Origin of the sequence: Nocardia sp. NPDC020380, assembly GCF_044386975.1 — a bacterium.
Lineage (GTDB): Bacteria > Actinomycetota > Actinomycetes > Mycobacteriales > Mycobacteriaceae > Nocardia.
The window spans coordinates 276488-301171 of the sequence record NZ_JBIRVQ010000002.1 but is presented as its reverse complement, the minus strand read 5'-3'; the positions used below and the strand labels follow the sequence as shown (position 1 = coordinate 301171).

The 24684-nt window shown below is 67.6% G+C and carries 21 protein-coding genes; 13 read left to right on the top strand and 8 right to left on the bottom strand.

What is annotated here, in order from left to right; genetic code table 11:
• Position 1 precedes the first annotated feature (1 nt).
• Both ACH438_RS04975 and ACH438_RS04970 read right to left on the bottom strand, forming a co-directional pair.
• Entirely contained in the window at positions 2–937 is a 936-nt protein-coding gene (locus tag ACH438_RS04975) for a hypothetical protein (protein ID WP_397001342.1), read from the bottom strand.
• A gap of 4 nt (positions 938–941) precedes the next feature.
• Positions 942–1988 (bottom strand): 3-oxoacyl-ACP synthase III family protein, encoded by a 1047-nt coding sequence (locus tag ACH438_RS04970; RefSeq protein WP_397001340.1) that lies wholly within the window; start codon positions 1986–1988, stop codon positions 942–944.
• A gap of 491 nt (positions 1989–2479) precedes the next feature.
• Between ACH438_RS04970 and ACH438_RS04965 the strand changes: the two genes are divergently transcribed.
• From ACH438_RS04965 to ACH438_RS04920, 10 genes are all read left to right on the top strand, one after another.
• Complete coding sequence (locus ACH438_RS04965) at positions 2480–4144, top strand: fatty acid CoA ligase family protein (RefSeq protein WP_397001338.1); 1665 nt, start codon at positions 2480–2482, stop codon at positions 4142–4144.
• 10 nt (positions 4145–4154) lie between these two features.
• On the top strand, positions 4155–4292 hold the full coding sequence (locus ACH438_RS04960; protein WP_397001336.1) for a hypothetical protein: 138 nt from the start codon (positions 4155–4157) through the stop codon (positions 4290–4292).
• Positions 4289–5323, top strand: a complete 1035-nt coding sequence (locus tag ACH438_RS04955) for an NAD-dependent epimerase/dehydratase family protein (RefSeq protein ID WP_397001334.1) — start codon at positions 4289–4291, stop codon at positions 5321–5323. The genes ACH438_RS04960 and ACH438_RS04955 overlap by 4 nt, the downstream gene beginning before the upstream one ends.
• A gap of 108 nt (positions 5324–5431) precedes the next feature.
• Positions 5432–6262: an alpha/beta fold hydrolase gene (locus tag ACH438_RS04950; RefSeq protein ID WP_397001332.1), complete on the top strand. Its 831-nt coding sequence runs from the start codon at positions 5432–5434 to the stop codon at positions 6260–6262.
• A gap of 124 nt (positions 6263–6386) precedes the next feature.
• Positions 6387–7334: an alpha/beta hydrolase gene (locus tag ACH438_RS04945; RefSeq protein WP_397001330.1), complete on the top strand. Its 948-nt coding sequence runs from the start codon at positions 6387–6389 to the stop codon at positions 7332–7334.
• Between the two features lie 282 nt (positions 7335–7616).
• Positions 7617–8948, top strand: coding sequence for an alpha/beta hydrolase fold domain-containing protein (locus ACH438_RS04940; protein ID WP_397001328.1), 1332 nt, complete (start codon positions 7617–7619; stop codon positions 8946–8948).
• A 52-nt stretch (positions 8949–9000) separates the two neighbouring features.
• Positions 9001–9807 (top strand): SDR family oxidoreductase, encoded by an 807-nt coding sequence (locus tag ACH438_RS04935; RefSeq protein ID WP_397001326.1) that lies wholly within the window; start codon positions 9001–9003, stop codon positions 9805–9807.
• Positions 9808–9908: 101 nt separating this feature from the next.
• Positions 9909–10772: a serine/threonine-protein kinase gene (locus tag ACH438_RS04930; protein WP_397001324.1), complete on the top strand. Its 864-nt coding sequence runs from the start codon at positions 9909–9911 to the stop codon at positions 10770–10772.
• A 116-nt stretch (positions 10773–10888) separates the two neighbouring features.
• Positions 10889–11524: a MerR family transcriptional regulator gene (locus ACH438_RS04925; RefSeq protein WP_397001322.1), complete on the top strand. Its 636-nt coding sequence runs from the start codon at positions 10889–10891 to the stop codon at positions 11522–11524.
• 238 nt (positions 11525–11762) lie between these two features.
• The gene (locus ACH438_RS04920; RefSeq protein ID WP_397001320.1) at positions 11763–12794 is read left to right on the top strand and encodes an esterase/lipase family protein; all 1032 of its coding nucleotides are present in this window, start codon (positions 11763–11765) and stop codon (positions 12792–12794) included.
• Positions 12795–12849: 55 nt separating this feature from the next.
• Here ACH438_RS04920 and ACH438_RS04915 read toward each other — a convergent pair whose 3' ends face one another.
• From ACH438_RS04915 to ACH438_RS04905, 3 genes are all read right to left on the bottom strand, one after another.
• The gene (locus tag ACH438_RS04915; protein WP_397001318.1) at positions 12850–13161 is read right to left on the bottom strand and encodes a pyrimidine/purine nucleoside phosphorylase; all 312 of its coding nucleotides are present in this window, start codon (positions 13159–13161) and stop codon (positions 12850–12852) included.
• Positions 13162–13222: 61 nt separating this feature from the next.
• On the bottom strand, positions 13223–13966 hold the full coding sequence (locus ACH438_RS04910; protein WP_397001316.1) for an SDR family NAD(P)-dependent oxidoreductase: 744 nt from the start codon (positions 13964–13966) through the stop codon (positions 13223–13225).
• A gap of 20 nt (positions 13967–13986) precedes the next feature.
• On the bottom strand, positions 13987–15651 hold the full coding sequence (locus ACH438_RS04905) for a bifunctional 3'-5' exonuclease/DNA polymerase (protein WP_397001314.1): 1665 nt from the start codon (positions 15649–15651) through the stop codon (positions 13987–13989).
• 172 nt (positions 15652–15823) lie between these two features.
• Between ACH438_RS04905 and ACH438_RS04900 the strand changes: the two genes are divergently transcribed.
• From ACH438_RS04900 to ACH438_RS04890, 3 genes are all read left to right on the top strand, one after another.
• Positions 15824–16363: a hypothetical protein gene (locus tag ACH438_RS04900; RefSeq protein ID WP_397001312.1), complete on the top strand. Its 540-nt coding sequence runs from the start codon at positions 15824–15826 to the stop codon at positions 16361–16363.
• Positions 16364–16451: 88 nt separating this feature from the next.
• The gene (locus ACH438_RS04895; protein WP_397001310.1) at positions 16452–17354 is read left to right on the top strand and encodes an NADP-dependent oxidoreductase; all 903 of its coding nucleotides are present in this window, start codon (positions 16452–16454) and stop codon (positions 17352–17354) included.
• A 48-nt stretch (positions 17355–17402) separates the two neighbouring features.
• The gene (locus ACH438_RS04890) at positions 17403–18209 is read left to right on the top strand and encodes a DUF1460 domain-containing protein (RefSeq protein WP_397001308.1); all 807 of its coding nucleotides are present in this window, start codon (positions 17403–17405) and stop codon (positions 18207–18209) included.
• 22 nt (positions 18210–18231) lie between these two features.
• Here ACH438_RS04890 and ACH438_RS04885 read toward each other — a convergent pair whose 3' ends face one another.
• The 3 genes from ACH438_RS04885 to ACH438_RS04875 form a co-directional block, all read right to left on the bottom strand.
• Positions 18232–20598, bottom strand: coding sequence for a RelA/SpoT family protein (locus ACH438_RS04885; RefSeq protein ID WP_397001306.1), 2367 nt, complete (start codon positions 20596–20598; stop codon positions 18232–18234).
• Positions 20599–20867: 269 nt separating this feature from the next.
• Entirely contained in the window at positions 20868–22463 is a 1596-nt protein-coding gene (locus ACH438_RS04880; RefSeq protein WP_397001304.1) for an ABC-F family ATP-binding cassette domain-containing protein, read from the bottom strand.
• Positions 22464–22629: 166 nt separating this feature from the next.
• Complete coding sequence (locus tag ACH438_RS04875) at positions 22630–24606, bottom strand: peptidoglycan DD-metalloendopeptidase family protein (protein ID WP_397001302.1); 1977 nt, start codon at positions 24604–24606, stop codon at positions 22630–22632.
• Positions 24607–24684: the final 78 nt, after the last annotated feature.

The window sequence follows — 24684 nt, the reverse complement described above, 5'->3', positions numbered from 1 at the left end:
GTCAGTGTATTTGAAGCGCGTCCGTACTGCCGGGTACGGCGAGGGCCAGCGGCAGCGGGCGGTAGACCAGCGCGGCCGCGGAGGTGTGGTCGGCGGCCAGGAAGACCACCGCTCGCGCAGTATCGAGCAGGCCCTGATCGGCCGCGCTCAGGTAGGAGTGGACCGGGGCCGCCGAGTAGGGGTCGCCGACGACGGGGTCGATACCGGCGACCGCCGCGGAGGTGATGCCGAGACGGTAGGCCAGCCGTTCCCGGAAGCCGGGCTCCGGATTGGGGGCGAGCAGTACCGCCCGGCCGGTGGCGAAATCATTGGTGTCCAGGTCTTCACCGGCCAGCAATGCCTGCACCACTTCGGCAGCCGTCGCGAGCGGATCACCGTCGGCGGCGCTGATGGTCAGGGCGGTGCGGCCCGCTGTGCCCGCCTCCTGCAGGCTCACCCAGGCCGTCGGCGCCACCGCGCTGTCGGGCTGCGCGGCGTAGACGCGGCTGAATCCGCCCGCGCTGTCAGAGGAGCGCAGCAGCAGCGCCGCACCACTGGCGCTGTAAGGGAAGTCCTCGCGATCCCGCTCCATCGACGGGTGGGTATCCCCCGCGACGATGAGCGCGTACTCCAGTTCGCCGGTCCCGGTGAAGCATTGCGCCGCCATGAGCGCGTGCACCACACCCGTGCTGCCGTTCATCAGGTCGAAGGAGAACGCGGGCACCCGCCCGGTCTTGTACTCCAGCCCCACCTCGAGCCGCTTCTGGATCAGCGCGGCCACGGCGGGTTCGGCGATGTTCTTGTCCCGGAACACGCCCGCATTGATGACCAGCCCGATCCGATCCGGCGATACACCGGCCTGTTCCAGGCAGGCCCGCCCCGCCCGCTCGGCCAGTTCGAAGTAGCTGCCGGTATCCGCATCCGTGCAGACGGCAGCAGAAACGATTGCAGTGCTCATACTTTCAGGCCTCCAGTCGGGTGATGGTCGCGGCGAGATGCCCGGATACCACGCCGGACGCCTCGGGGATCAGCAGCACCTTGGAGCCCTTCGGAATCCGCTGCTGCGCGAGATGCTCGTGCAGCACCAGGAAGTGCGAGGTGGAAGCCGTATTGCCGTAGTTCTCGTACACATTCAGCTGCTGCGGCATGGGAGTGTCGAAATGCCGTTCGGTGAGCTGACTGATGTAGTCAATGGCCGGCCCGCTGAATTGGTGATGTACCCAGTAGTCGAATTTCTCGCTCTCCCAGGCGCGTCCGGTCTCCTTCATGAAATCCGCCATCCGGCTGATGCCCTGCTGGTACCGGGATTCGCTGGCCAGTGCGCGATTGTCGGTGTACATGGCGATGCCGGTGGTCTTCTCGCTCGGCATGCCGATGCAGTGTTCGGCGCCGGCCGAGGTGGTCATGAGCTCGATGTAGTGGATCTCGTCGTGATCGTCGCCCTGATCGTCGACCACCACCGCGACTGCGGCGTCACCCACGGTGAGCGCGGCGAACTGGGGGTCGTAGGGCTGACTGATCTCGCGGGTCGCGGTCTCGGCGATGGGCGTGATCTGCTCGCCGCTGACCACCAGGCCCCGGCGCACCACCCCGGTCCTGATCATGCGGTCCAGCAGCAGCACACCGGTGATCATGCCCGCGCAGGCATTGGACAGGTCGAAGTGCAATGCCTTGCTCGCGCCGATCGCATTGCGCAGCTGCAGCGCGAAAGACGGTGCGTAAGTGTGCTCCTCGGGCCCGCGGAAGCGGGTGATGGACACCGAGATGATCACGTCGAGATCCTCGGCCGCATAGCCGGAGTGCGTGAGGCAGTCGTCGATGGCCTGCCGCGCCAGCTCGAACGAGGATTCGTAGTGCTCCGGATCGGAATTATAGACGCGCCGATTCTTGATTCCGGTAATGCGCTCGAGATCCAGCGCTCTGGGTACGGAAAGACTGGCGATCACATCCTCTGTCGATCGCGCGGTTGCGGGTGTGTACGCACCGATCGATTCGAAGCGTGTACGCATGGCCCCCTACTTCCTGGACTGAGTGCGTCCGGTCGAATTCTGCTGCGGCACGCGGAATCCAGAATAAACACTGACGGAGGATCAACCACTCCCGTGCCACAGATATATCAATAGCCCCGATGCCGGAACGAACGGTACCGTACCCACCAGTAGCGGGCTTTTCACATCAGTCACACGAATCACACGATTACCAGGGTCATTTCGTCGCACATAACGCGAAAACAGCTGGTGAACAGGCGGGTTCACGATCATTGACGCAAGTTGCTCATAGGGGGCACCTAGGGGGTTATCAGGAACTGGTGTCGGTACCGCGAGACACACCAACGGAGTTGTGAGACAACGTATTACACATTCTCTCGCGGTAGCGGACCCACGCGGCCTGCGGTACCCTCCCGGTATCTTCTTCGCATTCCTCGACAATTTTCTGGGGGAAGTGTGCCCTATTCCGAGACCATCATTTCCGTGCTTACCAATTCGAACGAGGTGATCGCGTGAGCACCGCAATCTATTGGCGCGCACTGGATCGGTTCCGCGACACGGTCGTCGCCCATCCCGAGCGGGAAGCGGTGATCTATGCCGACGGCCGTACCGCTGCCGGCCTGCCCGAATACCGGCAGTTGACCTACGCCGAACTCGACGAGTGGTCCGACACCATCGCCGAGCAGTTCACCGCCGCCGGCGTGACACCCGGCATGCGCACCATCGTGCTGGTGCGGCCCGGACCCGAGCTGTACGCGGTCCTGTACGGGCTGTTCAAGATCGGCTCGGTGCCCGTGGTGATCGATCCGGGCATGGGCATGTTCAAGATGCTGCGCTGCCTGCAGGCCGCCGACGCCGAAGCCTTCATCGGCGTCGCGGAAGCGCAGGCCCTGCGCATCGTGTTCCGCGCCTACTTCCGCAAGGTGAAGATCGCCGTCACCGTCGGCCGCTGCCTGTGGCGCGGGCCCACCCTCGAAGGCTGGGGCCGCAAACCCGCTGCCCCACTACCGGATCGGGAACCCGCACCCGATGACGAACCCCTGCTCATCGCCTACACCACCGGCAGCACCGGACCCGCCAAGGCGGTGGTCCTCACGCACGGCAATATCAGCGCGATGATCGACCAGGTGGACGCGGCCCGCGAGCACGTCCCGCCGGGCACCTCGCTCATCACCGCGCCCGTGGTGGGCATTCTCGAACTGCTGCTCGGATCCCGGTGCGTCATGCCGCCGCTGATCCCCTCCAAGGTCGGCGCGACCGATCCGGCACACGTGGTGGACGCGGTCGGCCGGTTCGGCGTACGCACCATGTTCGCCTCCCCCGCCGTGCTGATTCCGCTGCTGCGCCACATCGAGGAGACCGGCGCGGAACTGCCGACCCTGGACAGCGTCTACTCCGGCGGCGCACCGGTTCCCGACTGGTGCATCGAGGGCCTGCGCCGGGTGCTGCCCGAGCACGCCCGGGTGTACTCCGGCTACGGCTCCACCGAGGCGCTGCCCATGGCCACCATCGAATCCCGGGAACTACTGGGTGAGCTGGTCGAGCAGGCACACAACGGATCCGGCGTCTGCGTCGGCCGCCCCGCCCTGCACGTGCGGGCCCGCATCATCCCAGTCACCGACGATCCGCTGCCCACCTGGGCCGACGTCGAGGCCCGCACCGTGGACCTGGCGCTCTCCCGCGGCATCGGCGAACTCGTGGTCTCCGGGCCGAATGTGAGCACCCGCTACCTCTGGCCCGAACAGGCGAACCTGGTCGGCAAGATCGTCGACGGCGATATCGTCTGGCATCGCACCGGCGACCTGGCCTGGCTCGACGACGAGGGCCGGATCCGCTTCTGCGGCCGCAAGAGTCAGCGCCTGGACACCGCGGCCGGCCCGATGTTCACCGTGCAGGTGGAGCAGGTCTTCAATACCTTGCCGGGCGTCGCCCGCACCGCCCTGGTCGGCGTCGGCGACCGCGGGGCGCAACGGCCGGTGCTGTGCGTGGAGCTCGAGGCAGGCGCCGACCAGCAGGAGATCGAGGACCAATTGTCCAAGCGCCGGGACGAATTCGAGATCACGACGCCGGTGACCGGCTTCCTCTTCCACCCGAAGTTCCCGGTCGACATCCGCCACAACGCCAAGATCGGCCGGGAACGGCTGACGGTCTGGGCCGCGAAGCAGCTCAGCGAATAGGAGGCAACGCATGAGACAGCTTGCCCTGCAGGCGGTCCCGGTACTCGGCGTACTGAGCACCGTCACCGGCCTGTTCGCCGTTATACGCATCTCCGCCCGCATGGTCGCCGACGAACTGGCCAGCCGCAGCATCCGGGAGGCGGTGTGAAGGCCCTGGTGACGGGCGCCTCCGGATTCCTCGGCGGCGCGCTGGTACGCCGCCTGGTCCGCGACGGCAACCACGAGGTGGCGATCCTGGTGCGGCCCACCAGCAATCTGCGCGACCTGGTACCGGTCCTGGGACAAGTCCGGATCGTCACCGGGGACCTCTCCGACGCGCGCTCCCTGGACCGCGCCGCGACCGGGATCGATGTCGTATTTCACAGTGCCGCACGGGTGGACGAGCGCGGGACCCGCGAGCAGTTCTACGCGGAGAACACCGCCGCCACCGACCGGCTACTGACCGCGGCCCGTTCCGCGGGTGCGGGACGATTCGTTTTCGTGTCGAGTCCGAGTGCCCTCATGGACCGTGATGGCGGCGACCAAATCGATATCGACGAGTCGGTTCCGTATCCGCGGCGCTACCTCAACCACTACTGCGAAACCAAGGCCGAGGCGGAACGCCTGGTGCTGCAGGCGAATACGCCGGAGTTCACCACCACCGCCCTGCGCCCCCGCGCTATCTGGGGCGCCGGCGACCGCTCCGGGCCCATCGTGCGACTGCTGGAACGCGCGGCGGCGGGCACCCTGCCGGACCTGTCCGGCGGCCACGAGGTATACGCCTCGCTCTGCCATGTCGACAATATCGTCGACGCCTGCGTCAAGGCCGCCACCAGCGAGAATGTCGGCGGCAAGGCGTATTTCATCGCCGATGCCGAGCAGACGAACGTCTGGCGCTTCCTCGCGCAGATCGCCACCGAACTCGGTTATCAGCCGCCGAGCCGCAAGCTGGATCCGCGGCTGGTGCGCGGCATTGTCGAGATCATCGAAAACCTCCGGCGCGTACCGTATCTGGCCACGCACTGGACGCCCCCGCTGTCGCGGTATTCGGTCGCGGTCATGACCCGCTCGGGCACCTACGACACCTCGGCCGCCGCCCGCGATTTCGGATACCGGCCCGTAATCGATCGAGACACCGGCATGACCGAACTGAAATCCTGGCTGCGCGCCGGAGAGGTGGATCGCCGAATAACACGCTGACCAGCAATCGGACGCAATCCTGCGAACCTTGTGTTACGCCGGGTACCGGCTAGCATGGGTGGCACTGCCGCGCAGCGCGGCACCGCTACTCAATGAGGAGAGCGCCCGATGCCGGTGTTCGATTATCACGGGGTGTCCGTCACGTACGAACACGCCGGATCGGGTGATCCGATCGTATTCCTGCACAATATCGGCGGCGACCGCCGCATCTGGGTGAACCAGATGCGGGCGCTGTCCGGAACCAACAGCGTGTACGCACTGGATCTGATCGGCTACGGCGAATCCGATACCCCGGCCGGCGGATACACCATCGAGAACTATCTGCGGATGCTGACGGAGTTCCTGGACGCGCAGCGGCTGAGCCGGGTGACGCTGGTCGGCAACTGTTTCGGCAGTGCGCTGTCGCTGCTGTACGCGCGGCGGAATCCGGAGAACGTGCGCGCGCTCGTGCTGTGCAGTCCGCTGACCGCGAATACGCTGCGGCCCACACCGACCGGTCTGACCGCTCGGCTGGCGAGCCGCATGAAGCTCGATCCCGTCGCCGGCGCGATCCGATTGCCCGCTCTGGCAGCAGGATTGGTGGTTCGCGAACAGCTCGGGCCGCGCGGGCGCACCATGGATCGCGCCGCCTTCGCCGAACTGCGGCACCGGTGGGCCGAGCCGCAGCGGCTGCTGCCGCCCGCGGCCATCGCGCGCGACCTGCCGAAACTGGCTGTGCTGGACGGCTTCCGGCCCGATGCGGACTTTCCGCCGATCACCACCGTCTGGGGTGCGAAGAACCACATCCTGTCCGCCGCCGCCGGGGCCCGGCTGAACGAGACCCTGGCGCCGCTGCGGGCGATCACGCTGCCGGAATGCGGGCATCTGGTGATGCTCGAGGATCCGGACACCGTCACCACCGCCATCCGCACGGCCACCCGCACCGCTCTGGCGGGCTGACCGCACCGAATTCGCAGCGCACGGACCGTTTCGGTTCGTGCGTTTTTTCGGCTCTTGCAACCGTATCAATGAGACTATAAGCTGGTCTCAACGCCACGGTATCAATGAGACTATTGGAGCTCGAATGACCACCCCGAACGTCCCCGCCGTTCATCCCGAACTCGCCGAGATCCTGGCGAACCTGCCGCACCGGCCGGGCACCTTCACCGATATCGAGGCCACCCGGCGCAACTTCCGGGCCGTCCTCGACCGGCTGCCCCTGGACACCTCGCGGGTGGAGATCCGGAACCTGGAGATCGACGGGCCCGACGGCAACAAGATCCCGGTCAGCGTCTACCGGCCCAAGGGCGTGACGGGAACGCTGCCCGCCGTACTTCATATCCACGGCGGCAGTTTCGCCTTCGGCGCCTCGCTGCCGGGTGAGGACCGCACCGCCATCGAGATCGCGGAAGTGGTTGGCGCGGTCGCCGTTTCGGTCGACTACCGCCTGGCGCCCGAACACCCGTACCCGGCAGGGCTCGAAGACTGCTACGCCACCCTCGAATGGATGGCCGCGCACGCCGCGGAGCTGGGCATCGACACCGACCGCATCGCGGTCACCGGCAAGTCCGCGGGCGGCGGGCTCACGGCGGCGATGGCCCTGCTCACCCGGTACCGCCGCGGCCCGGCCATCGCCTACCAGTCCCTGATGATCCCCACCACCGACGACCGCCACGACACCGAATCCGGGCGATCCATCACCGACCCGCGCATCCTCAACGACACCGATATGCGGCAGACCTACCGCTACTACCTGCGTGGCACCACCGACGTGCCGGTCTACGCCAGCCCCGCCCGCGCGACCGATCTCTCCGGGCTGCCCCCGGCCTTCGTCCTGGTCTGCGATATGGACCCGCTGCGCGACGAGGCCCTCGACTACGCCCGCCGCCTGATGGACGCGGGCGTCCCGGTCACGGTGCGCAACGTGCCCGGCGCCTGGCACCTCTTCGAACTGCACGCCGCCCGGACACGGCTGGCCCGCACCATGATTCGCGGCTGGCTCACCGATCTGCGCTCGGCCCTGCACGATTGAGCGGCCGCGGGCGCGATCGAAGATCCCGGCGGACAGCGGGGCAACGCGCCCGCCGGGATCACCACGGGTCCACAGAGGATTTCAGGACCGGCTCCACCGTAGAACGCCGCTGGTCACGCCCGGAGTGACCGAGCCCGCCAGCACCTTGACCATCCGGGCCAGAGCCGACCCCGGTATGACAATTCGCGCCCCGCCGGTAAAGATGATCTTCGGTCCCGACCGAGACGACATCGTCCGATCAGCCCGCCGCCGGGCCGATCGAGACCAGGACAGGAGCGCCCCGTGGCACCGAACCCCCAGTCCACGCCACCCCCGGCCACCGCGGACCCCACCGAAACCACGCCCAACCCCGAATCCGCGGGCACTGCCGAATCCCCGGGTGTTGTCGAAACCGCGGGCGTTGTCGAACCCGCGAGCGTTGTCGAACCCGCGAGCGTTGTCGAACCCGCGAGCGTTGTCGAACCCGCGAGCGTTGTCGAACCCGCGAGCGTTGTCGAACCCGCGAGCGCTATCGAAACCGCGAGCGCTATCGAAACCGCGAGCGCTATCGAAACCGCGAGCGCTATCGAAACCGCGAGCGTTGTCGAATCCCCCGGAACCGTCGAATCGTCGGTCGTCATCGAGAACTTCGGGACCGCGCGCATCGGCACGCGCATCGTGGATCCTGTCCTGCGGACGACCCTGCAGCAGGCACTGCGGGCCGCCGCGTGGGTAGGGAATCAGGGGCCGCGGGAGGCGGAGTTCGTCTTCCTGGCGGGTCGGTACTCCGAGGTGCCCGCCCGCATCATCGGCGGGACGCCGCGCGGCATCCGGCGGCGGCCGGTGCGGTTCGAGCACTGCGAGGCCGAATGGCTCTGGGATGCACGGCTTCCCGACCCGACGGTGAAGCAGGATGCCGCGATCCTCTACTTCCACGGCGGCGCGTTCGTCGCGGGCGGGCTGAACAGCTACCGGCGGTATACCGCCCGCATGGCGCGCACCAGTGAGCTACCGGTGCTCACCGTCGACTATCGGCAGCTGCCCCACAACCACATTCGCGACAGCCTGCACGACGGGCTGGAGGCCTACCGCTCCCTGCTGGACGCCGGATTCCCGGCCGGACGGCTGATTCTCGCGGGTGACTCGGCCGGCGGCGGGCTGGCCCTGCGGCTCGCTCTGGCGGCACGGGACCTGGGAATGCCACTGCCCGCGGGCATTTCGGTCACCTCGCCGTGGGCCGATTTCGATTCCACGGCGCGCCTGGCGCACCCCAATGCGCGCCATGACGCGGTCCTGCCCACGGCCGGGCCGGACATGGTGGTGCGGCGCGGTATCGCCATCGACGGCAAGGTCGATCCGCGCTGGTCGGTGGTGAACCACGACTTCACCGGCCTGCCACCGATACTCGTGCAGGTCGGGTCCGAGGAGATGCTGCTCAGCGACGCCCTCGAGATCGCGAAGCGGTGCGAGGAGGCCCATGTCCCGCTCCGCTTGCAGATCCGCAGCCGGACCCCGCACTCCATGATCTACCTGGGCGCGGGCCTGCTCGGCGACGGCCGCGCGGCCATGGCGGATGCCGCCGCCTTCCACCGCAGCGTCCTCGACACGCCCGCCGGCGGAAGCCGGGTTGCCTGAACAGCGGCCGATGGCAGACTGAACGCGATCGGATCCGATGCAGGAGGCTCGAATGTCCCAGCCCACCGACACTGCCCGGCGCGCGGTGTTCATCACCGGCGCGGGCGCCGGTATCGGACGCGCGATCGCCTTGCGCTTCGCCGCCGAGGGCTGGACGGTCGGCCTCTACGACGTCGACAAGGCCGCCGTCGCGCGCGTCGCCGGTGAGATCGGCGGGCCGGTCGTCCAAGGCTCGTTCGATGTCACCGATCCGACCGGCTGGGAGCGCACGCTCACCGAATTCACCGATGCCACCGGGCGTTTGGATCTGCTGGTCAACAATGCCGGCATCCTGTACTCCGGACCGCTCGCCGAGATCGACCTCGAACGCCAGCACCGGCTGATCGACGTGAACCTCAAAGGCGTACTGAACGGCTGTCATTCCGCGCTGCCGCACCTGCGCCGCACACCCGGCAGTCAGGTCGTCAATCTCGCCTCCGCCTCGGCGCTCTACGGCCAGCCCGGCCTCGCGACCTACGGCGCCACCAAAGCCGCGGTCCGAAGCCTCACCGAGGCACTGGATCTGGAATGGCGGCACTACGGCATCGCCGTGCGCGACATCCTGCCGCTGTTCGTCGCCACCGGCATGATGGACGAGGTCGAGCGCGGTGCGAAGAGCGCGGGCCGGCTCGGCGTGCACCTCACCCCCGAGGACGTCGCCGCGGCGGTGTGGCAAGCCGCCACCGCGCGCAGCCCGTTCCGCGGACCACACGTGCTGGTCGGTATCCAGACCAAACTCACCAGCGCGGCCCAGCGCCTCGGACCGCCGTGGCTCACCCGCTGGGTCGTCGGCTTCCTCAGCCAGGCGGACAAGCTGTAGCCCTGCGCGTTCCGGTCCGGAACTCTCCTGCAACGCTCTGACCTGCACAGACCACCCAACCGGCATTGAGTGCGAATCCCCCGCAGCCCACAGTTTGTCTGGTGCGAAGTGGTGAGGTTTTTGCGGGATACCGGATCGAACGCGAACTCGGAACAGGCGGTGCGGGAACGGTATACCTGGCCCGGCATGCGCGACTACGCCGGCGCGACGCCCTGAAGGTGCCCAGCACGGTGAGCAGCCGGCACGACTTCCCGGCGCACTTCCTGCGCGAGGCCGAATTCGCCGCCCGGCTGCATCACCCGAATGTCGTCGCCATCCACGGCCGCGGGATTCACGAGGGCTGCCCGTGGATCGCCATGCAATACGTATCCGGCTGCGATGCCGAACAATTGGCGCGCGCCGCGGCACCGCTGCCGGCCCGGCGCGCGGTGCACATCATCACCGAGGCTGCCCGCGGACTCGACGCCGCCCACGCCGCCGGGCTACTGCACCGCGATGTGAAACCCGCCAACCTGCTCATCGCACCCACCACCGCGGGACCGGATCGGGTCCTCGTCACCGACTTCGGGATCGCCCGGGCCGCGGATCTCTCCGGGACGCCCGCCACGGACTACGAACTCACCGCCACCCCGGCCTACGCCGCACCCGAACAGATCTCCGGCATCCCCATCGACCGCCGCGCCGATGTCTATGCCTTGGGCGGCACCCTGTTCCGCCTGCTCACCGGCGCACTGCCGTTCGCCCGCCGCACACCCGAAGCCATGCTCACCGCACACCTCTACGCACCACCGCCACAGCCCAGCGCGGTGAACCCCGCGGTCCCACCGGAATTCGACGCCGTCATCGCCCGCGCCATGGCCAAGCGGCCCGCGGACCGCTACCCCGGTTGCGGCGCACTCGCGGCCGCCGCGCGCATCGCACTGTACGGCGCCACGCATCGGCCGCCGGCCCTCGTTTTCGCCTAGCCCCCGAATGTGCTCGGATACAAGGCCTGACGTGCGGACTCCGGTCCGAGGTGAGATCGAACGCGCCCACTCGTAGAATGCGAAACACGAACAGAAGATTTCGCGAGAGGGGAACGGTGCTCACCATCGGGCAGCTCGCCGATGCCGCGGGCGTGACCGTGCACACCGTTCGCTGCTATCACCAGCGCGGCATCCTCCCCGAACCCGAGCGCGACGACACCGGCTACCAGCGCTACGACGCGCAGGCCGTGGTCGACCTCATTCGCATCCGCACCCTCGCCGACGCCGGCGTCCCGCTCACCCGCATCGATACCCTGCTCCGCGCGAGACCTACCGAATTCGCCTCGGCGGAAAGAGTTTTCCTGCCCGTCGAGGTGGTCGACGTCCTGGAGCGCATGCGAGCACTTGACGTGAGCGAACGCATGGTCCGCCTCGAATGCGAGGCCTGGATTCTCATGGTCGCCATCGACGCCGACTCGGTGCCGCAATGGGTCCGCCAGAAGAACGCCGCGTTCGACGACCCCGCACTACGCGACCTCTACCTCACCTGCGACCAGGCCTTCGACTGGCGGCCCGGCGACCCCCGCGTGGACCGCCTCATCGACACCATCGCCGCCTGGGACGCCGCGCACCCCGACGGGCCGAGCCAAGCCGAATCGCTCGCCATCGTCCTCGACCGTATGCAGGAACACTCACCGGCCTGGCAGCGCATCCTCGACGTGTTGGCGCTCCGGGCGCGCCGTAGCGGCTGACTCGATTCGCGCGCAATCGGGCACATTCGACAGTGCCGAACGACGCGAACACTCGGTTAACAATCCGCCGATGATCCGAGGTCGGCGACCATCGAGACCGGCGTGATGAGGGTCCTCGCCACGGCCTCGAAACGACTTCTTAACGGAATGATCGTCGTCACCGCAATTTTCGGGCAAACAGCTCATAGTCTGCTTCCAGCTGGACAACCGACCAACATCTCTAGGAAGCAGTACCCGCATGTCGCACACCCTTCGCACGCGGCGTCGCGCCGCGGTCGTCCTCACCGCCGCCCTCCTCGCCCTCGGCGCGAATTCCGCTGCGGCCATGGCGGATCCGGGCGCCATCCCCGGCTCGCATTCCTCCGACACCATCGGCTACGGCCCGGAACTCACCGACGAAGCCGCCGCGGTCGCGTACGGACTCGCCAATCCCGATGTGGCGCCGCAAGGTTCCAATGACTGGGGCTGCAAGCCGGATGCCGCCCACCCCCGGCCCATCGTGCTGGTGCACGGCACCTGGGCCAGCGCCTACAGTGCCTACGCCTACATGTCCCCGCAACTGGCCAAGGCCGGCTACTGCGTCTTCACCTTCAACTACGGCCGCGCCGACTCCCCCGGCCAGGGCCTGGTCCAGCCCACTATCGGCGCCACCGGCTATATCGAGGACTCCGGCGCCCAACTGGCCGGTTTCGTCGACCGCGTGCTCGCCGCCACCGGCGCCGCCCAGGTCGACACCATCGGGCACTCGCAGGGCGGGGTCGTCATCCGCCAGTACCTCAAATTCGACGGCGGCGCCGATGCGGCGAACCCGGCGAACAACAAGGTGAGCCACGTGATCACTTACGGCGCAACCAATCACGGCACCACCCTCAGCGGACTCGGCAATCTGCTCGGCGCCTTCAAGGGCACGCTCGGACTGGACCTGAACAACCCCACCGAGAACCTCATCGGCCACGCGGGAATTCAGCAACTGGTCGGCTCCCCCGTGCTGACCGCGTTGAACGCGGGCGGCGACACCATGCCGGGCATCGACTACACCATCGTGGGCGACCAGTACGACGAGGTCTCCACCCCGTACACCGCCACCTATCTCACCGCCGGCCCCGGCGCCACCGTCCACGACGTCCTGCTGCAGGACGGCTGCGCCCTCGACACCTCCGACCACAACTCCATGGTCTTCTCCCCGCGCGCCGTCTCCCTCGCCCTGCACGCCATCGACCCCGCCGCCCACCCGGACCTGGTCTGCACCACCAACCCCTGGCTGCTCTGACCCGGATACGAAAAAGGCCGGGCCCCAACCGGGCCCGGCCTGTCGTATCGGCGACTCAGCCGAAGTGGCACACGTAGTGCACGGGCTCCAGCACCTCGATCTCGAAGCTGGAGTTGCCCGGCACCGAGAACGACTCGCCGCCCTTGTAACTCGTGGCCTCGGACTCGCCCGCCAGCTTGACCGTGCAGGCGCCCTCGATCAGCTCCATGATTTCCGGCGCGCCCGTATTGAACGTCAACGTGGCGGGCAGGATCACACCGACCGACTTATTGGTGCCGTCGGCCAGCACGATGCTGTGGCTCACGCATTTCCCGTCGAAGTAGACATTCGCCTTCTTCGTAACGGTGACATTCTCGAACGTCGTCATGGACTCTCCTCGCAGATAGGGAACCCGGACAGCCTACTGTGCCCGATTCCGGGCAATTCGCTCAGACAGTGAGCAGCCCGCCGTTCACGGCGAGCGTCTGGCCGGTGATGAAACCGTTCGCGGCCACCGCCAGCACCGCGTCCGCGACCTCGTCGACAGTTCCCAAGCGGTGCACCGGAATTCGATCCGCCACCCCGGCCTCCTTCAACGGCACCGCCATCTCGGTGTCGATGGGGCCGGGCGCGACGGCGTTCACGGTGATGCCCTCGCCCGCCAGGCGGGCCGCATAACCGCGGGTCAAACCCTCGAGACCGGCCTTGGACGCGTTGTAGTGCACGCCGACCGCGCCGGGCCCGCGCGCGGCGACCGAGGAGATGTTCACGATCCGCCCCCACCGCGCGCCACGCATATCGCCCAGCACCGCCTGGGTGCACAGGAACGCGGACTTCAGATTGACGGTGATCGTCTCGTCGAAATCTTCTTCGGTGATCTCGTCCAGTCCGAGCACCTTGCCGATGCCCGCATTGTTGACCAGCACACCCACCGGCCCCAATTCCGCCTGCACCTGCTCGACCAGGGCGCGCACATCCTTCGCCAGCGAGACATCGGCCTCGACGGCGAGCGCCCGGCCACCGGCCCGGCGGATCTCCTCCACCACCTCCTGGGCCGCCTCACCCCGCGACCGATAGTTCACCGCCACCGCGGCGCCGCTCCCGGCCAGCCGCACCGCGATGGCCCGCCCGATCCCGCGCGAACCGCCGGTGACCACCGCTACCCGTCCCGCAATTCCGGATTCGTTCGACATGAACACTCCTCACCTCGGCGTCATTTGGCGTCCGCATAACATTCCACCACCGCGGTGGTGAAAGGGAAGCGAACCGGGGTGGGGCCGAAGGCAATTCGGCCCGCGGTCTCGGCCGCGGCGGCGATCATCCCGGCGACCTCCGCCGCTTCCTCGGCCGGGCAGTGCACAATCACCTCGTCGTGCTGGAAGAAAACGAGTTCGGCCTGCAGACCCGCGTGGGTCATGGCGCCGCGGAGGCCCGCGAGCAGCAGCAGGGTCCAGTCCGCGGCGCTGCCCTGGACGACGAAGTTGCGCGTGAAGCGGCCGCGCGCACGAGCTCTGGGTGTGCTGCCGTAGGCGACGGGCTGTCCGTCGTCGAAGTCGGCGTCGTCGGCCGACGCGGCCGGCGGGCAGGTGCGGCCGAACCAGGTGCGGACGAGGCGGCCCTGTTCACCGGCGGTGGCGGCATCGTCGACGTAGGCCACCGCGGCCGGGTAGCGGCGGCGGAGTTCGGCCATATGGGTGAGGGCGTCACCGGAGGTCTGGCCGTAGATGGCGCCCAGCAGGGCGATTTTCGCTTGAGCGCGATCGCCACCGAAGGCTCGGGCGGCCAGATCGGCGTACAGGTCCTCATCACGGCCGGCCACCTCCATCAGCCCCGGATCACGGGAAATGGCAGCCAGGACACGGGGTTCCATCTGGTCGGCGTCGGCGACCACCAGGCGCCAACCGGGATCGGCGCGGATGGCCTGCCGGATCACCTTCGGAATCTGCAGGGCGCCACCGCCATTGGCGGTCCAGCGGCCGGTGACAGTGCCGCCCGGCACGTATTCGGGGCGGAAGCGGCCGTCATGGACCCACTGTTCGAGCCAGGACCACCCGTGCGCGGTGTACAGGCGATAGAGCTTCTTGTAGGCCAGCAACGGCTCCACCGCCGGATGATCGACCTCCTGCAGCTCCCACTTTCGCGTGGACGACAACGAGATCCCCACGCGCCCGAAGGCTTTGATGATCTCGTTCGGCAGATCCGGCCGCACCCGCACACCCCCGAAGGCCCGCGCTATCTCATCGGTGAGCTCCACCATCCGGCGCGGTTCCATCCCACCCGAAATCCGTTCGCCCAGCAGACTTTCCAGCAACTCCCGATGCACATCGGCATGCCACGGAATCCCCGCCCGCGACATCTCCGTCGCCACCAGCATGCCCGCCGATTCGGCGGCGAGCAGCATCCGCATCCGCTCCGGATACTCGGTCTTCGCCGTCCGGGCCACCTGCCCGGCATAAACCTCCAGCAGCGCCGCGAACTCATCCGTCCCGGCAGGCAACGGCACGGGCCCGGATTCGAACAGCGACGGCTGCGTCTCGGCGGCCCGCACCGGCGCATCCGGCGGCACCGGCAACCTGTGCAACCGTGCCCACGCAGCCGCCAACGACCGAGCCTGCCCCGACTGCCCCTCCTCATGCCCGATCAACAGCCCCTCCGCCACCTCCACGTCATAACACCGCTCGACCCGCACCCCTTCAGCCAGCAACCGCCGATAAATCTCCGGCGTAGACCGCCACACCCACCGCTCCACCTCCGGCCGCGACCGCACCGCCTCGGCCAGCGACTCCTCCTCCACCACCGGACCAGCCGCCCGCCCGTCCCGATCGACCGGACACAGCCACGCCCCACCCTCCCCCGTCTCCGCCACCGCCCATCGCATACCGAGAAGTCTCCCAGCGACCACAGACAAGTTCGCCGACCTCACCCACCACCGCAGCGCCCGCCTTCGAATGCCTGCACAGCAGGAAGTAGTGGCGAGTAACCGGTAGGGTAGCCGGAAAGTTGCTACCAGCCGTTGGGGCGGGTTCCCCGGCGGGGACGAGGGAGTCGACATGAAGGTTCGCGCGTCCGGATTGATCGTCACCGCCGTCATTCCGGTGCTGGCTATCGCCGGTTGTTCCAACAGTCAGAAGTCGTCGGATGCGACGGTGACGACTACCGCTACTACTCAGGGGAGTCCCAGTCCGACACCGTGTGTGGATGCGGATGGGCATGGGCCCGATGGGGCTCCGCCGTGCGACGCGAGTCCGGCCGATGGGCGGCGGGTTCCGTTCGGTACCGCGACCGAGGTGCTGGTTCCGGCGGATGCCTATATGGCGATCTATGCGCCCGCTCGGTGGGCGGGGGGCGCGGGCGCGTTCGGGTGCACCGTGACCGATGCGTCGAATCAGCCGATCAGTGTGCAGCAGCCTGCTCCGGAACAGGTGGGTAGCAAGGAGTTCGACGGGTCCAGCTGGAATGTCGTGTGGACCTATGGCGCTACACCGGGGAAGACGACCGTCACCTGTAATCCGAGCGCTGACAACACACTGCCTGCCGATGAAGGGCCCCTGTGGGTACGGGTCCTGCCCGTCGGAATGCAGATGCGATAGCAGACCCGTCCTCCGCTGCCAGTGAAATGCCAGCGCGGCCACCCAGACTCGGACACCGCAGCGACGAGATGGGAAGGGGTAGCGAAAGATGAAGGCAGCGCGCATTCACCAGCGTGACGGCGAACTGGTCTACGAGGACGCGCCCGTACCGGTACACGTGACCGGCGATGTGCTGGTCGAGGTGCGGGCCGCCTCCTTCGTACCTGACGAACTGAACTGGCCCGGCACCTGGGTGGATCGCGCCGGCAAGGACCGGACCCCGTCCATTCCGGCGCACGAAGTGGCCGGTGTGGTGAGCGAAGTCCATTACGGCACCACCGGTTTCGCCGTCGGCGATCGAGTCTTCGGCCTCACCGACTGGCATCGCGACGGCGCCGCAGCAGAATTCGTCGCAGTCGAAGCCCGTAATCTAGCGAAAATGCCCGCGTCCCTGGACTTCACGGAGGCCGCGGCCCTGCCCCTGGCCGGTCTGACCGCCTGGCAGGGCCTGTTCGTGCACGGCGGCTTGCAACCGGGACAGCGGGTCGTCGTCCACGGCGCGGGCGGTGGCACCGGACTGCTGGCCGTGCAACTCGCGCACGATATCGGCGCGCACATCATCGCCACCGGGCGCGCCGGGGCCGCCACCATCGCGACGGAGTCGGGGGCCTGCCGATTCGTCGATCTGGAAAACGACCGACTCGAGGACATCGAGGACGTGGACCTGGTATTCGACACCATCGGCGGCGATATCCTCGCCCGTTCGGCGGGTCTGCTGCGCCCGGGCGGCACTCTGGTGTCCATCACCGCACCGCCGCCGGTCACCCCTCTCGACGGCAAGGCCGCGTTCTTCATCGTCGAGCCCGACCACGAACAGCTGATCGAATTGGCGCAGCGGGTGGACGCCGGCCGGATCGGTCCGCATGTGGGCGCGGTGTTCCCGCTCGCGGACGCGGCGCAGGCGTTCGCGACAAAGCACGGCACCCTCGGCAAGGTTGTCCTGCAACCCTGACGGGTTACGGTGGATGCACCTGGCATCGATCGGCCTCGGGGAGGCGACTTGCGCACCACCGTTCGCGTTCTGTTCGTTGTACTGGCTCTGATCTGCGGTTCGGGGCTGTGGTCGCCCACGGCGGGCGCCACGCCCACCGCGAATATCGACGATGCCACCTCCGCGAAGCTCGACAGTCTGCTGTCCCTGCGCAACGGGATTCCCGCCGGCACCGCGAGAGGCGATGTGATCGACCAGCTCTCGGCCCGCTTCCTCGGCACCCCGTACGGCCCGGACATGTTGATCGGCTCGGCCACCCAGCCCGAACAGCTGGTCGTCGACCTGCGGCGGGTGGATTGCTTCACGTTCCTGGATTACGTGGAAGCGCTCAGCAGGTCGTCCGACCGCGCCGATTTCATGAACAAGCTGGTCGAAACCCGATACACCAATAGCCAGATCGACTTCCAGCATCGCAAGAACTTCTTCACCGACTGGGCGAACACGCCCCGCGTCGCCGCCACCGACATCACCGGCACGCTGAGCCCGTCGGCGATCGTGCTGACCAAGCAGCTCAATGCGAAAGCCGATGGCAGCAACTACCTTCCGGGCATCCCGGTGGTGGCGCGCAACATCACCTATATTCCCGCGAACGCCGTGAACGACGCGGTCATCTCACAGCTGCACACCGGTGACTACATCGGCGCCTACGCCGACGAGCCCGGCCTGGACGTCACCCACGTCGGCATCTTCGTCCAGACCGCCAACGGCCCGGTATTCCGCAATGCCAGTTCACTGTCGGCCTACCAGGTCGTCGACACCCCGTTCTCGCAGTACGTCGCGACGACGCCCGGCATTCTGGTGTTGCGGCCCAACTGATTCCGGCCGGGCCGCCGTCCCGTCAGGCCGCCGAGGTCACGCGGTAGACGTCGTAGACGCCTTCCACATTGCGGACCACATTGAGCAGATGCCCGAGGTGCTTCGGGTCGCCCATCTCGAAGGTGAACTTGGAGATGGCGACTCGATCACCGGAGGTGGTGACCGCGGCGGACAGGATGTTCACCTTCTCGTCGGCCAGCACCTTCGTCACATCGGACAGCAGGCGCGTGCGATCCAGGGCCTCGATCTGGATGGCCACCAGGAAGACCGAGGACGGCGACGGCGCCCACTTCACCTCGATGATGCGTTCCGGCTCCGCGCGCAGCGAATCCGCATTGGTGCAGTCGGTCCGGTGCACGCTGACCGCGCCGCCGCGAGTCACGAAACCCATGATCTCGTCGCCGGGCACCGGGGTGCAGCACTTGGCCAGCTTGGAGACCGTGCCGGGCGCGCCCGGAATCTCCACGCCCGCATCGCCGGTCGTGCGCTGGCGCGCCGGAACCGTGGAGGGCGTGGACCGTTCGGCGAGCTCGTTCTCCACATCGCTGACACCGCCGAGCTGCGCCATGAGCCGCTGCACCACGTGATGCGCGGACACCTGGTTCTCGCCGACCGCCGCGTACAGCGCGGAGATATCGGTGTAGTGCAGTTCGTGCGCCAGCGCCGACATGGCGTCCACGCTCATGAGCCGCTGCAACGGCAGGCCCGAACGCCGGACCTCCTTGCTGATGGCGTCCTTGCCGGCCTCGAGAGCTTCCTCGCGGCGTTCCTTGGCGAACCACTGCCGGATCTTGGCCTTGGCGCGCGGGGACACCACGAAGTTCGACCAGTCCCGCGAGGGTCCGGCGTTCTGTGCCTTCGAGGTGAAGATCTCGACGACCTCACCGTTCTCCAGCTGCCGTTCCAGCGCGACCAGTCGCCCGTTGACGCGGGCGCCGATGCAGCGATGCCCGACCTCGGTGTGCACGGCGTACGCGAAGTCCACCGGAGTCGACTTCTGCGGCAGCGTGATCACATCACCCTTGGGCGTGAACACGAAGATCTCCGGCGACTTCAGGTCGAAGCGCAGCGATTCCAGGAACTCGGCCGGGTCCGCGGCTTCCCGCTGCCAGTCGAGCAGCTGGCGCATCCAGGCCATATCGTCGACCTCGGTGGAGTCCGAGGAGTGCTTGCCCTTGGTCTCCTTGTACCGCCAGTGCGCGGCAATGCCGAACTCGGCGGTCCGGTGCATGTCCTGGGTGCGGATCTGCACTTCCAGGGGCTTGCCGTCCGGGCCCACGACCGTGGTGTGCAGCGACTGGTAGACGCCGTACCGCGGTTGCGCGATGTAGTCCTTGAACCGTCCCGCCATGGGCTGCCACAGCGAATGCACCACGCCCACAGCCGCATAGCAATCACGCACCTCGTCGCAGAGGATGCGGATGCCGACCAGGTCATGGATGTCGTCGAAGTCCTTACCCTTGACGATCATCTTCTGATAGATCGACCAGTAGTGCTTCGGGCGGCCTTCCACGATGGCCTTGATACGGCTCGCCTCGAGCGTGTTCACGATCTCGGCGCGCACCTTGGCCAGGTACGTGTCACGTGAGGGCGCGCGGTCGGCGACCAGGCGCACGATCTCGTCGTACTTCTTGGGGTGCAGGATCGCGAAGGCGAGGTCCTCCAGCTCCCATTTCACGGTCGCCATACCCAGCCGGTGCGCGAGCGGCGCGATCACCTCGAGGGTTTCGCGCGCCTTCTTGGCCTGCTTCTCCGGCGGCAAGAAACGCATGGTGCGCATGTTGTGCAGCCGGTCGGCCACCTTGATGACGAGCACGCGCGGGTCGCGGGCCATGGCGATGATCATCTTGCGGATGGTCTCGGCCTCGGCGGCCGCGCCCAGGTTGACCTTGTCCAGCTTGGTGACGCCGTCGACCAGGTGCGCGACCTCGGACCCGAAGTCGTTGGTCAGCTCCTCGAGCGAGTAACCGGTGTCCTCGACGGTGTCGTGCAGCAGCGCCGCGACCAGGGTGGTGGTATCCATGCCGAGCTCGGCCAGGATGTTCGCGACGGCCAGCGGGTGCGTGATGTACGGGTCGCCCGACTTACGGAACTGATGCTGGTGCTTCTCGTCCGCCACATCGAAAGCCCGTTGCAGCAGCGCGAGATTCGCCTTCGGGTACAGCTCACGATGCACCGTTGCCAGGGGTTCCAGCACCGGTTTGACCGCGGCGATGCCGCGCTGACCGGTCATGCGGCGGGCGAGGCGGGCACGCACACGGCGGGAGGCGGAAGTGGGTACGGCAGCTGAGGCATTGCGTGGAGTCGCGGCGGGCTGTCCGTTTGCCGGGGTGGCGGACGAACCGTTGTCGGATTGCCCGGCGTTCGCCTTCTCCAAATGCTGTGTCATGCCACCGCCTCTCTCGGCCTCGATTCGGAACACCTTATCGGACCGTTCAACCACCCGGACCTCCCACTTTAGTCCTGGATTCACATGGACACCGGGACGCGGATCCCGGCGGCAGCGGTAAGGGCCGGAGAGCAGAGGATACCGCCGTCGAGGCCGGGTTCGAGGCAGCATTGCGTCCCGATTGCTCAGGTGGCCGCAATGCGCCTCGACAGCCTGCTGTCACTCCGCCGCCGACAGCCTGCTGTCACTCCGCCGCCGACAGCCTGCTGTCACTCCGCCGCGACTTCGGCGAGCCCGTCCGCGGACAGGTCCACGCGACGCGTCACCCCGATCTCGTCCAGGAACCGCGCATCGTGGCTGACCACCACCAACGCGCCCTGGAAGCTCGCCAGCGCCTCGGTGAGGTGGCGCAGGCTGGGCAGATCCAGATTGTTGGTGGGTTCGTCGAGCAGCAACAGCCGGGGCGCGGGTTCGGCCAGCAGCAGCATGGCCAGCGCCGCCCGCAGGCGTTCCCCGCCGGACAGCGCGCCCGCGAGCACATCGGCATCCGCGCCGCGGAACAGGAAGCGGGCCAATTGGGCTCGAATCTGTTCCGGTTTCGCGTGCGGCGCGGCGTCGGCGACATTCTCGAAGACCGACCGCTGCTCGTCGAAGATGTCCAGGCGCTGCGGCAGCAATCGCCACGGCACCTTCGGCGCTTCCGCGCAGATGCGCTGCAGCAGGGTGGTTTTGCCCGCCCCGTTGCGGCCGGTGAGGGCGATGCGTTCGGGCCCGGTGATTTTCAGCGTCACCGTGGGACCGTTGGCCAGCACCACCTCGTCCAGCGCGATCACGTCCTGTCCCGGGTAGAGCCGGGTGCCGGGCAGGTCGACCCGGATCTCCCGGTCGTCGCGCAGCAGCTCCTGCGCCTGTGTCAGCTGATCTTTGGCCTCCTCGACCTTGCCGATATGGTTGTTGCGCAACTTGCCCGCCGAGACCTGGGCCTGGCGTTTGCGTTCCGACATGATGATCTTGGGTTCGCGTTTCTGATCCCACATCTTCTGCCCATAGCGCAACCGCCGGTCCAGTTTGATGCGCGCCTCGACCAGTTCGCGGGACTGTTTGCGCACATCGCTGCGGGCATCGCGGACGGCCGCGCGGGCCGCTTCCTGCTCGGCCTCGATGATCCGCTCGTACTCGGTGAAATTGCCGCCGAACGAACGGATCTCGCCCTGCCGCAGTTCCGCGATGCTGTCCACCCGATCCAGCAGTTCCCGGTCGTGGCTGACCGTCAGCACCGTGCCGGGGAACTGGCCGACCACCTCGTAGAGGCGTTCGCGCGCAACCTGATCCAGATTGTTGGTCGGTTCGTCCAGCAGCAGCACATCGGGTTCGCGCAGCAGCTCGGCGACCAGGCCGAGCAGTACCGTCTCGCCGCCGGACAAGGTGTCCAGCCGGCGGTCCAGTTGCGTGACATCGCCTGCTACATAGTGCAATCCGAGCTTGCCGAGCAGCGCCACCGCGCGTTCCTCGATATCCCAGGCGGCGCCCACGAATTCGAAGTCGGCCTCGCCGCCCGTACCGGATTCGATGCGGTGCAGGGCCTTTCGCAGCTCGGCGATGCCCAGCACCTCGTCGACCCGCTGTCCGGCGGCCAGGCCGAGATCCTGGCGCAGGTAGCCCAGGCGGCCGGGCAGCGTGATCGAGCCCCGCTGGGGGTTCAGTTCACCGGTGATCAGCCGCAGCAGCGTCGATTTACCGGCGCCATTGCTGCCGACCAGGCCGATGTGCCCGGCGCTGAGCACGGCATCGAGACCGTCGAAGACAGGGGTGCCGTCCGGCCACGTGAAGGTGAGATCGGAAATGGATACAGAAGTAGATGACATACGAGCCTCCCGAAGGGTAACGCGAAGAATGCGGCGCACGTATGCGGGCCGCGCAGCGGTTACCTCAGAAGACCAACGTCATGACTCCGATCGACGGCAATAAGACTCGAAACAACTTACTCGCAGCAACGATCCAGTGCAAGAACATATTCCGGTGAGCCGGGTCTCAGCGCGCCACGCGACGCGCCTTCATGCCGTTGAGCAGGGGCACCTGCGACACCTGACCGTTCTGTTCGGCGTGCAGCATGCGGCCGCTGCCGATGTAGACGCCGACATCGGCCGGACCCCGCGGCCCGAAGCGGCCGAAGACCAGGTCACCGGGCTTCGCATTGATCAGCGGCACCTCGACGCCCTGTTCCCACTGCTGTTCCGCGGTGCGCGGGAGATTGACGCTGCCGCCGGTGGCGGCGAAGACCGCCGCCGAGGTGAAACCCGCCTCGTCGAAGCCGCCACTGGTCGGCCCGCCGGGCCCGCCGCCGCCGAAAACGTATGGGGTGCCGAGCCATTGCTCACCGGCGGACACGATCTGCGGTCCGAGATCGGCGTTCGAATCGGGCTGGAAACGGCCGTCGCTGCCCATGCTGCGGTAGTTGGGCTCGGACTGCAGAATCCGCTCCACGTAGGGCCGCGTCTCGGTGAAGTGCCGCGGAATCTGGTCCGGCATACCTCCGGAGGACAGCACCGCACCCTCACCGGCGTTGTAGGCGGCGATGGTCAGCGCGGTCAGATCGCCGGACACCTTGCCCTGCGCCATCCAGCCCTCGATGGTCTTGGCGAGGGCACACATATAGCGGCCCTGGCCGATGATGCCGTCGGCCGGATCCATGGGGTCGGCATAGCCCTTGCCGTCGGCATCGATGACGAAGGGCTGCCCGTCGGGGGCCAGTTCCTTGGCGGTGCCGGGCATGAACTGCGCGATGCCCTCCGCGCCGTCCGGGGAGATGGCGCCGACATTGAAGCCGGATTCGGCGGCGCCCTGCGCGGCCAGCAGCGACGCGCTGATCTCGGGGCAGATGGACCCGGCGCGGCGGTACCAGACCTCGAACTGCGCGGGCACCTTACCGGAGGCGAGATTGCCGCCGGCGGTACCGAATCCGTTCTCGCAGTACGGCATGGTCGGCGTGGGGATGGTGCCGCCCTGCAACCAGGGCATGGGGTCGACCTGATGCCCGCCCGTCAACCGGCCGCCCGGTACGAGTTCGAAATGCAAATGGGGGCCCGAGGATTCACCATTGCTGCCGACATCGGCGATGTGCTGACCCATGGTGACGATGTCACCGGTCTTCACGTAGATGCCATTGGCATACATATGGCCGTACACCGTCGAATAACGACTGCCGTTCGCGTCGACGGAGTCGATGACCACCCAGTCGCCGAAGCCCGAGGCCGCACCGGACGCGACCACCAGACCGTCGGCCGCGGCGTAGATGGGCGTGCCCGCGGGGGCCGCGAAGTCCACGCCCATATGCGTGCCGCCGCGCGCGCCGAACCCGTCGGTGATGGTGAATTGCCCTGGCGGGATGGGGTATCCGTGCCGCCCGCTGCCGCCGATGGTGCCCGCCTCGTTCACGGTGCCGGGCGCCGCGGCCAGCGAGACGTTCGGCGCGGACACGCTCGGGCCGGCGTCGTCGCCCTTGATGGTCACCTGGACCCGGTCCATCCGATTACTGGCCGGGTTGCCGCGGTCGTCCAGCGGCTTCCACTCGAAGCCGGAGGCGGCGCCGGGAGTCCAGCTGCGCTGCTTCCAGATCACGTAGTCGATCTTGAAGTTGGCCGCGCTCTCCTGCAGGAACTGCACGATCGCATCGCCTTTGGCCTGATCGGCGCCGACGATGAATTCCACCGCGCGCCCGGCCTTCAGATCCGGGAAGGCGGGATCGTTGACGACGCCGCGCATATCCATCATCCCGAATCGCGCGACGGTGCAGCGCAGCACGCGCAGGGCGCCGTCCTGCAACCCGGCTTCGGCGGGCGAACCGGTGGCCGGGCAGTTGGGTTCGGTGAGCGCGGGGGTGGTGGACGGAATCGCGGGTGTGCCCGGCGAACAACTGGTTTCGGTCGAGGGCAGGATGATGACGACGACCAGTGTGATCAGCGAAAGGACCGCGCCGGCGGCGATGCCCAGGACGACTTTGGGCCTCACGCCCGAACGCTCACGACCGCCGCGGTGATCACCCGGACATCATGCCATGTCCGACACCCACTTTCACCGACCGAAGAG

Coding starts and splice junctions, on each gene's coding strand:
- ACH438_RS04975 (WP_397001342.1), bottom strand. CDS start 937: ATGAGCACTGCAATCGTTTCTGCTGCCGTCTGCACGGATGCGGATACC.
- ACH438_RS04970 (WP_397001340.1), bottom strand. CDS start 1,988: ATGCGTACACGCTTCGAATCGATCGGTGCGTACACACCCGCAACCGCG.
- ACH438_RS04960 (WP_397001336.1), top strand. CDS start 4,155: ATGAGACAGCTTGCCCTGCAGGCGGTCCCGGTACTCGGCGTACTGAGC.
- ACH438_RS04950 (WP_397001332.1), top strand. CDS start 5,432: ATGCCGGTGTTCGATTATCACGGGGTGTCCGTCACGTACGAACACGCC.
- ACH438_RS04945 (WP_397001330.1), top strand. CDS start 6,387: ATGACCACCCCGAACGTCCCCGCCGTTCATCCCGAACTCGCCGAGATC.
- ACH438_RS04935 (WP_397001326.1), top strand. CDS start 9,001: ATGTCCCAGCCCACCGACACTGCCCGGCGCGCGGTGTTCATCACCGGC.
- ACH438_RS04920 (WP_397001320.1), top strand. CDS start 11,763: ATGTCGCACACCCTTCGCACGCGGCGTCGCGCCGCGGTCGTCCTCACC.
- ACH438_RS04915 (WP_397001318.1), bottom strand. CDS start 13,161: ATGACGACGTTCGAGAATGTCACCGTTACGAAGAAGGCGAATGTCTAC.
- ACH438_RS04910 (WP_397001316.1), bottom strand. CDS start 13,966: ATGTCGAACGAATCCGGAATTGCGGGACGGGTAGCGGTGGTCACCGGC.
- ACH438_RS04905 (WP_397001314.1), bottom strand. CDS start 15,651: ATGCGATGGGCGGTGGCGGAGACGGGGGAGGGTGGGGCGTGGCTGTGT.
- ACH438_RS04900 (WP_397001312.1), top strand. CDS start 15,824: ATGAAGGTTCGCGCGTCCGGATTGATCGTCACCGCCGTCATTCCGGTG.
- ACH438_RS04895 (WP_397001310.1), top strand. CDS start 16,452: ATGAAGGCAGCGCGCATTCACCAGCGTGACGGCGAACTGGTCTACGAG.
- ACH438_RS04885 (WP_397001306.1), bottom strand. CDS start 20,598: ATGACACAGCATTTGGAGAAGGCGAACGCCGGGCAATCCGACAACGGT.
- ACH438_RS04880 (WP_397001304.1), bottom strand. CDS start 22,463: ATGTCATCTACTTCTGTATCCATTTCCGATCTCACCTTCACGTGGCCG.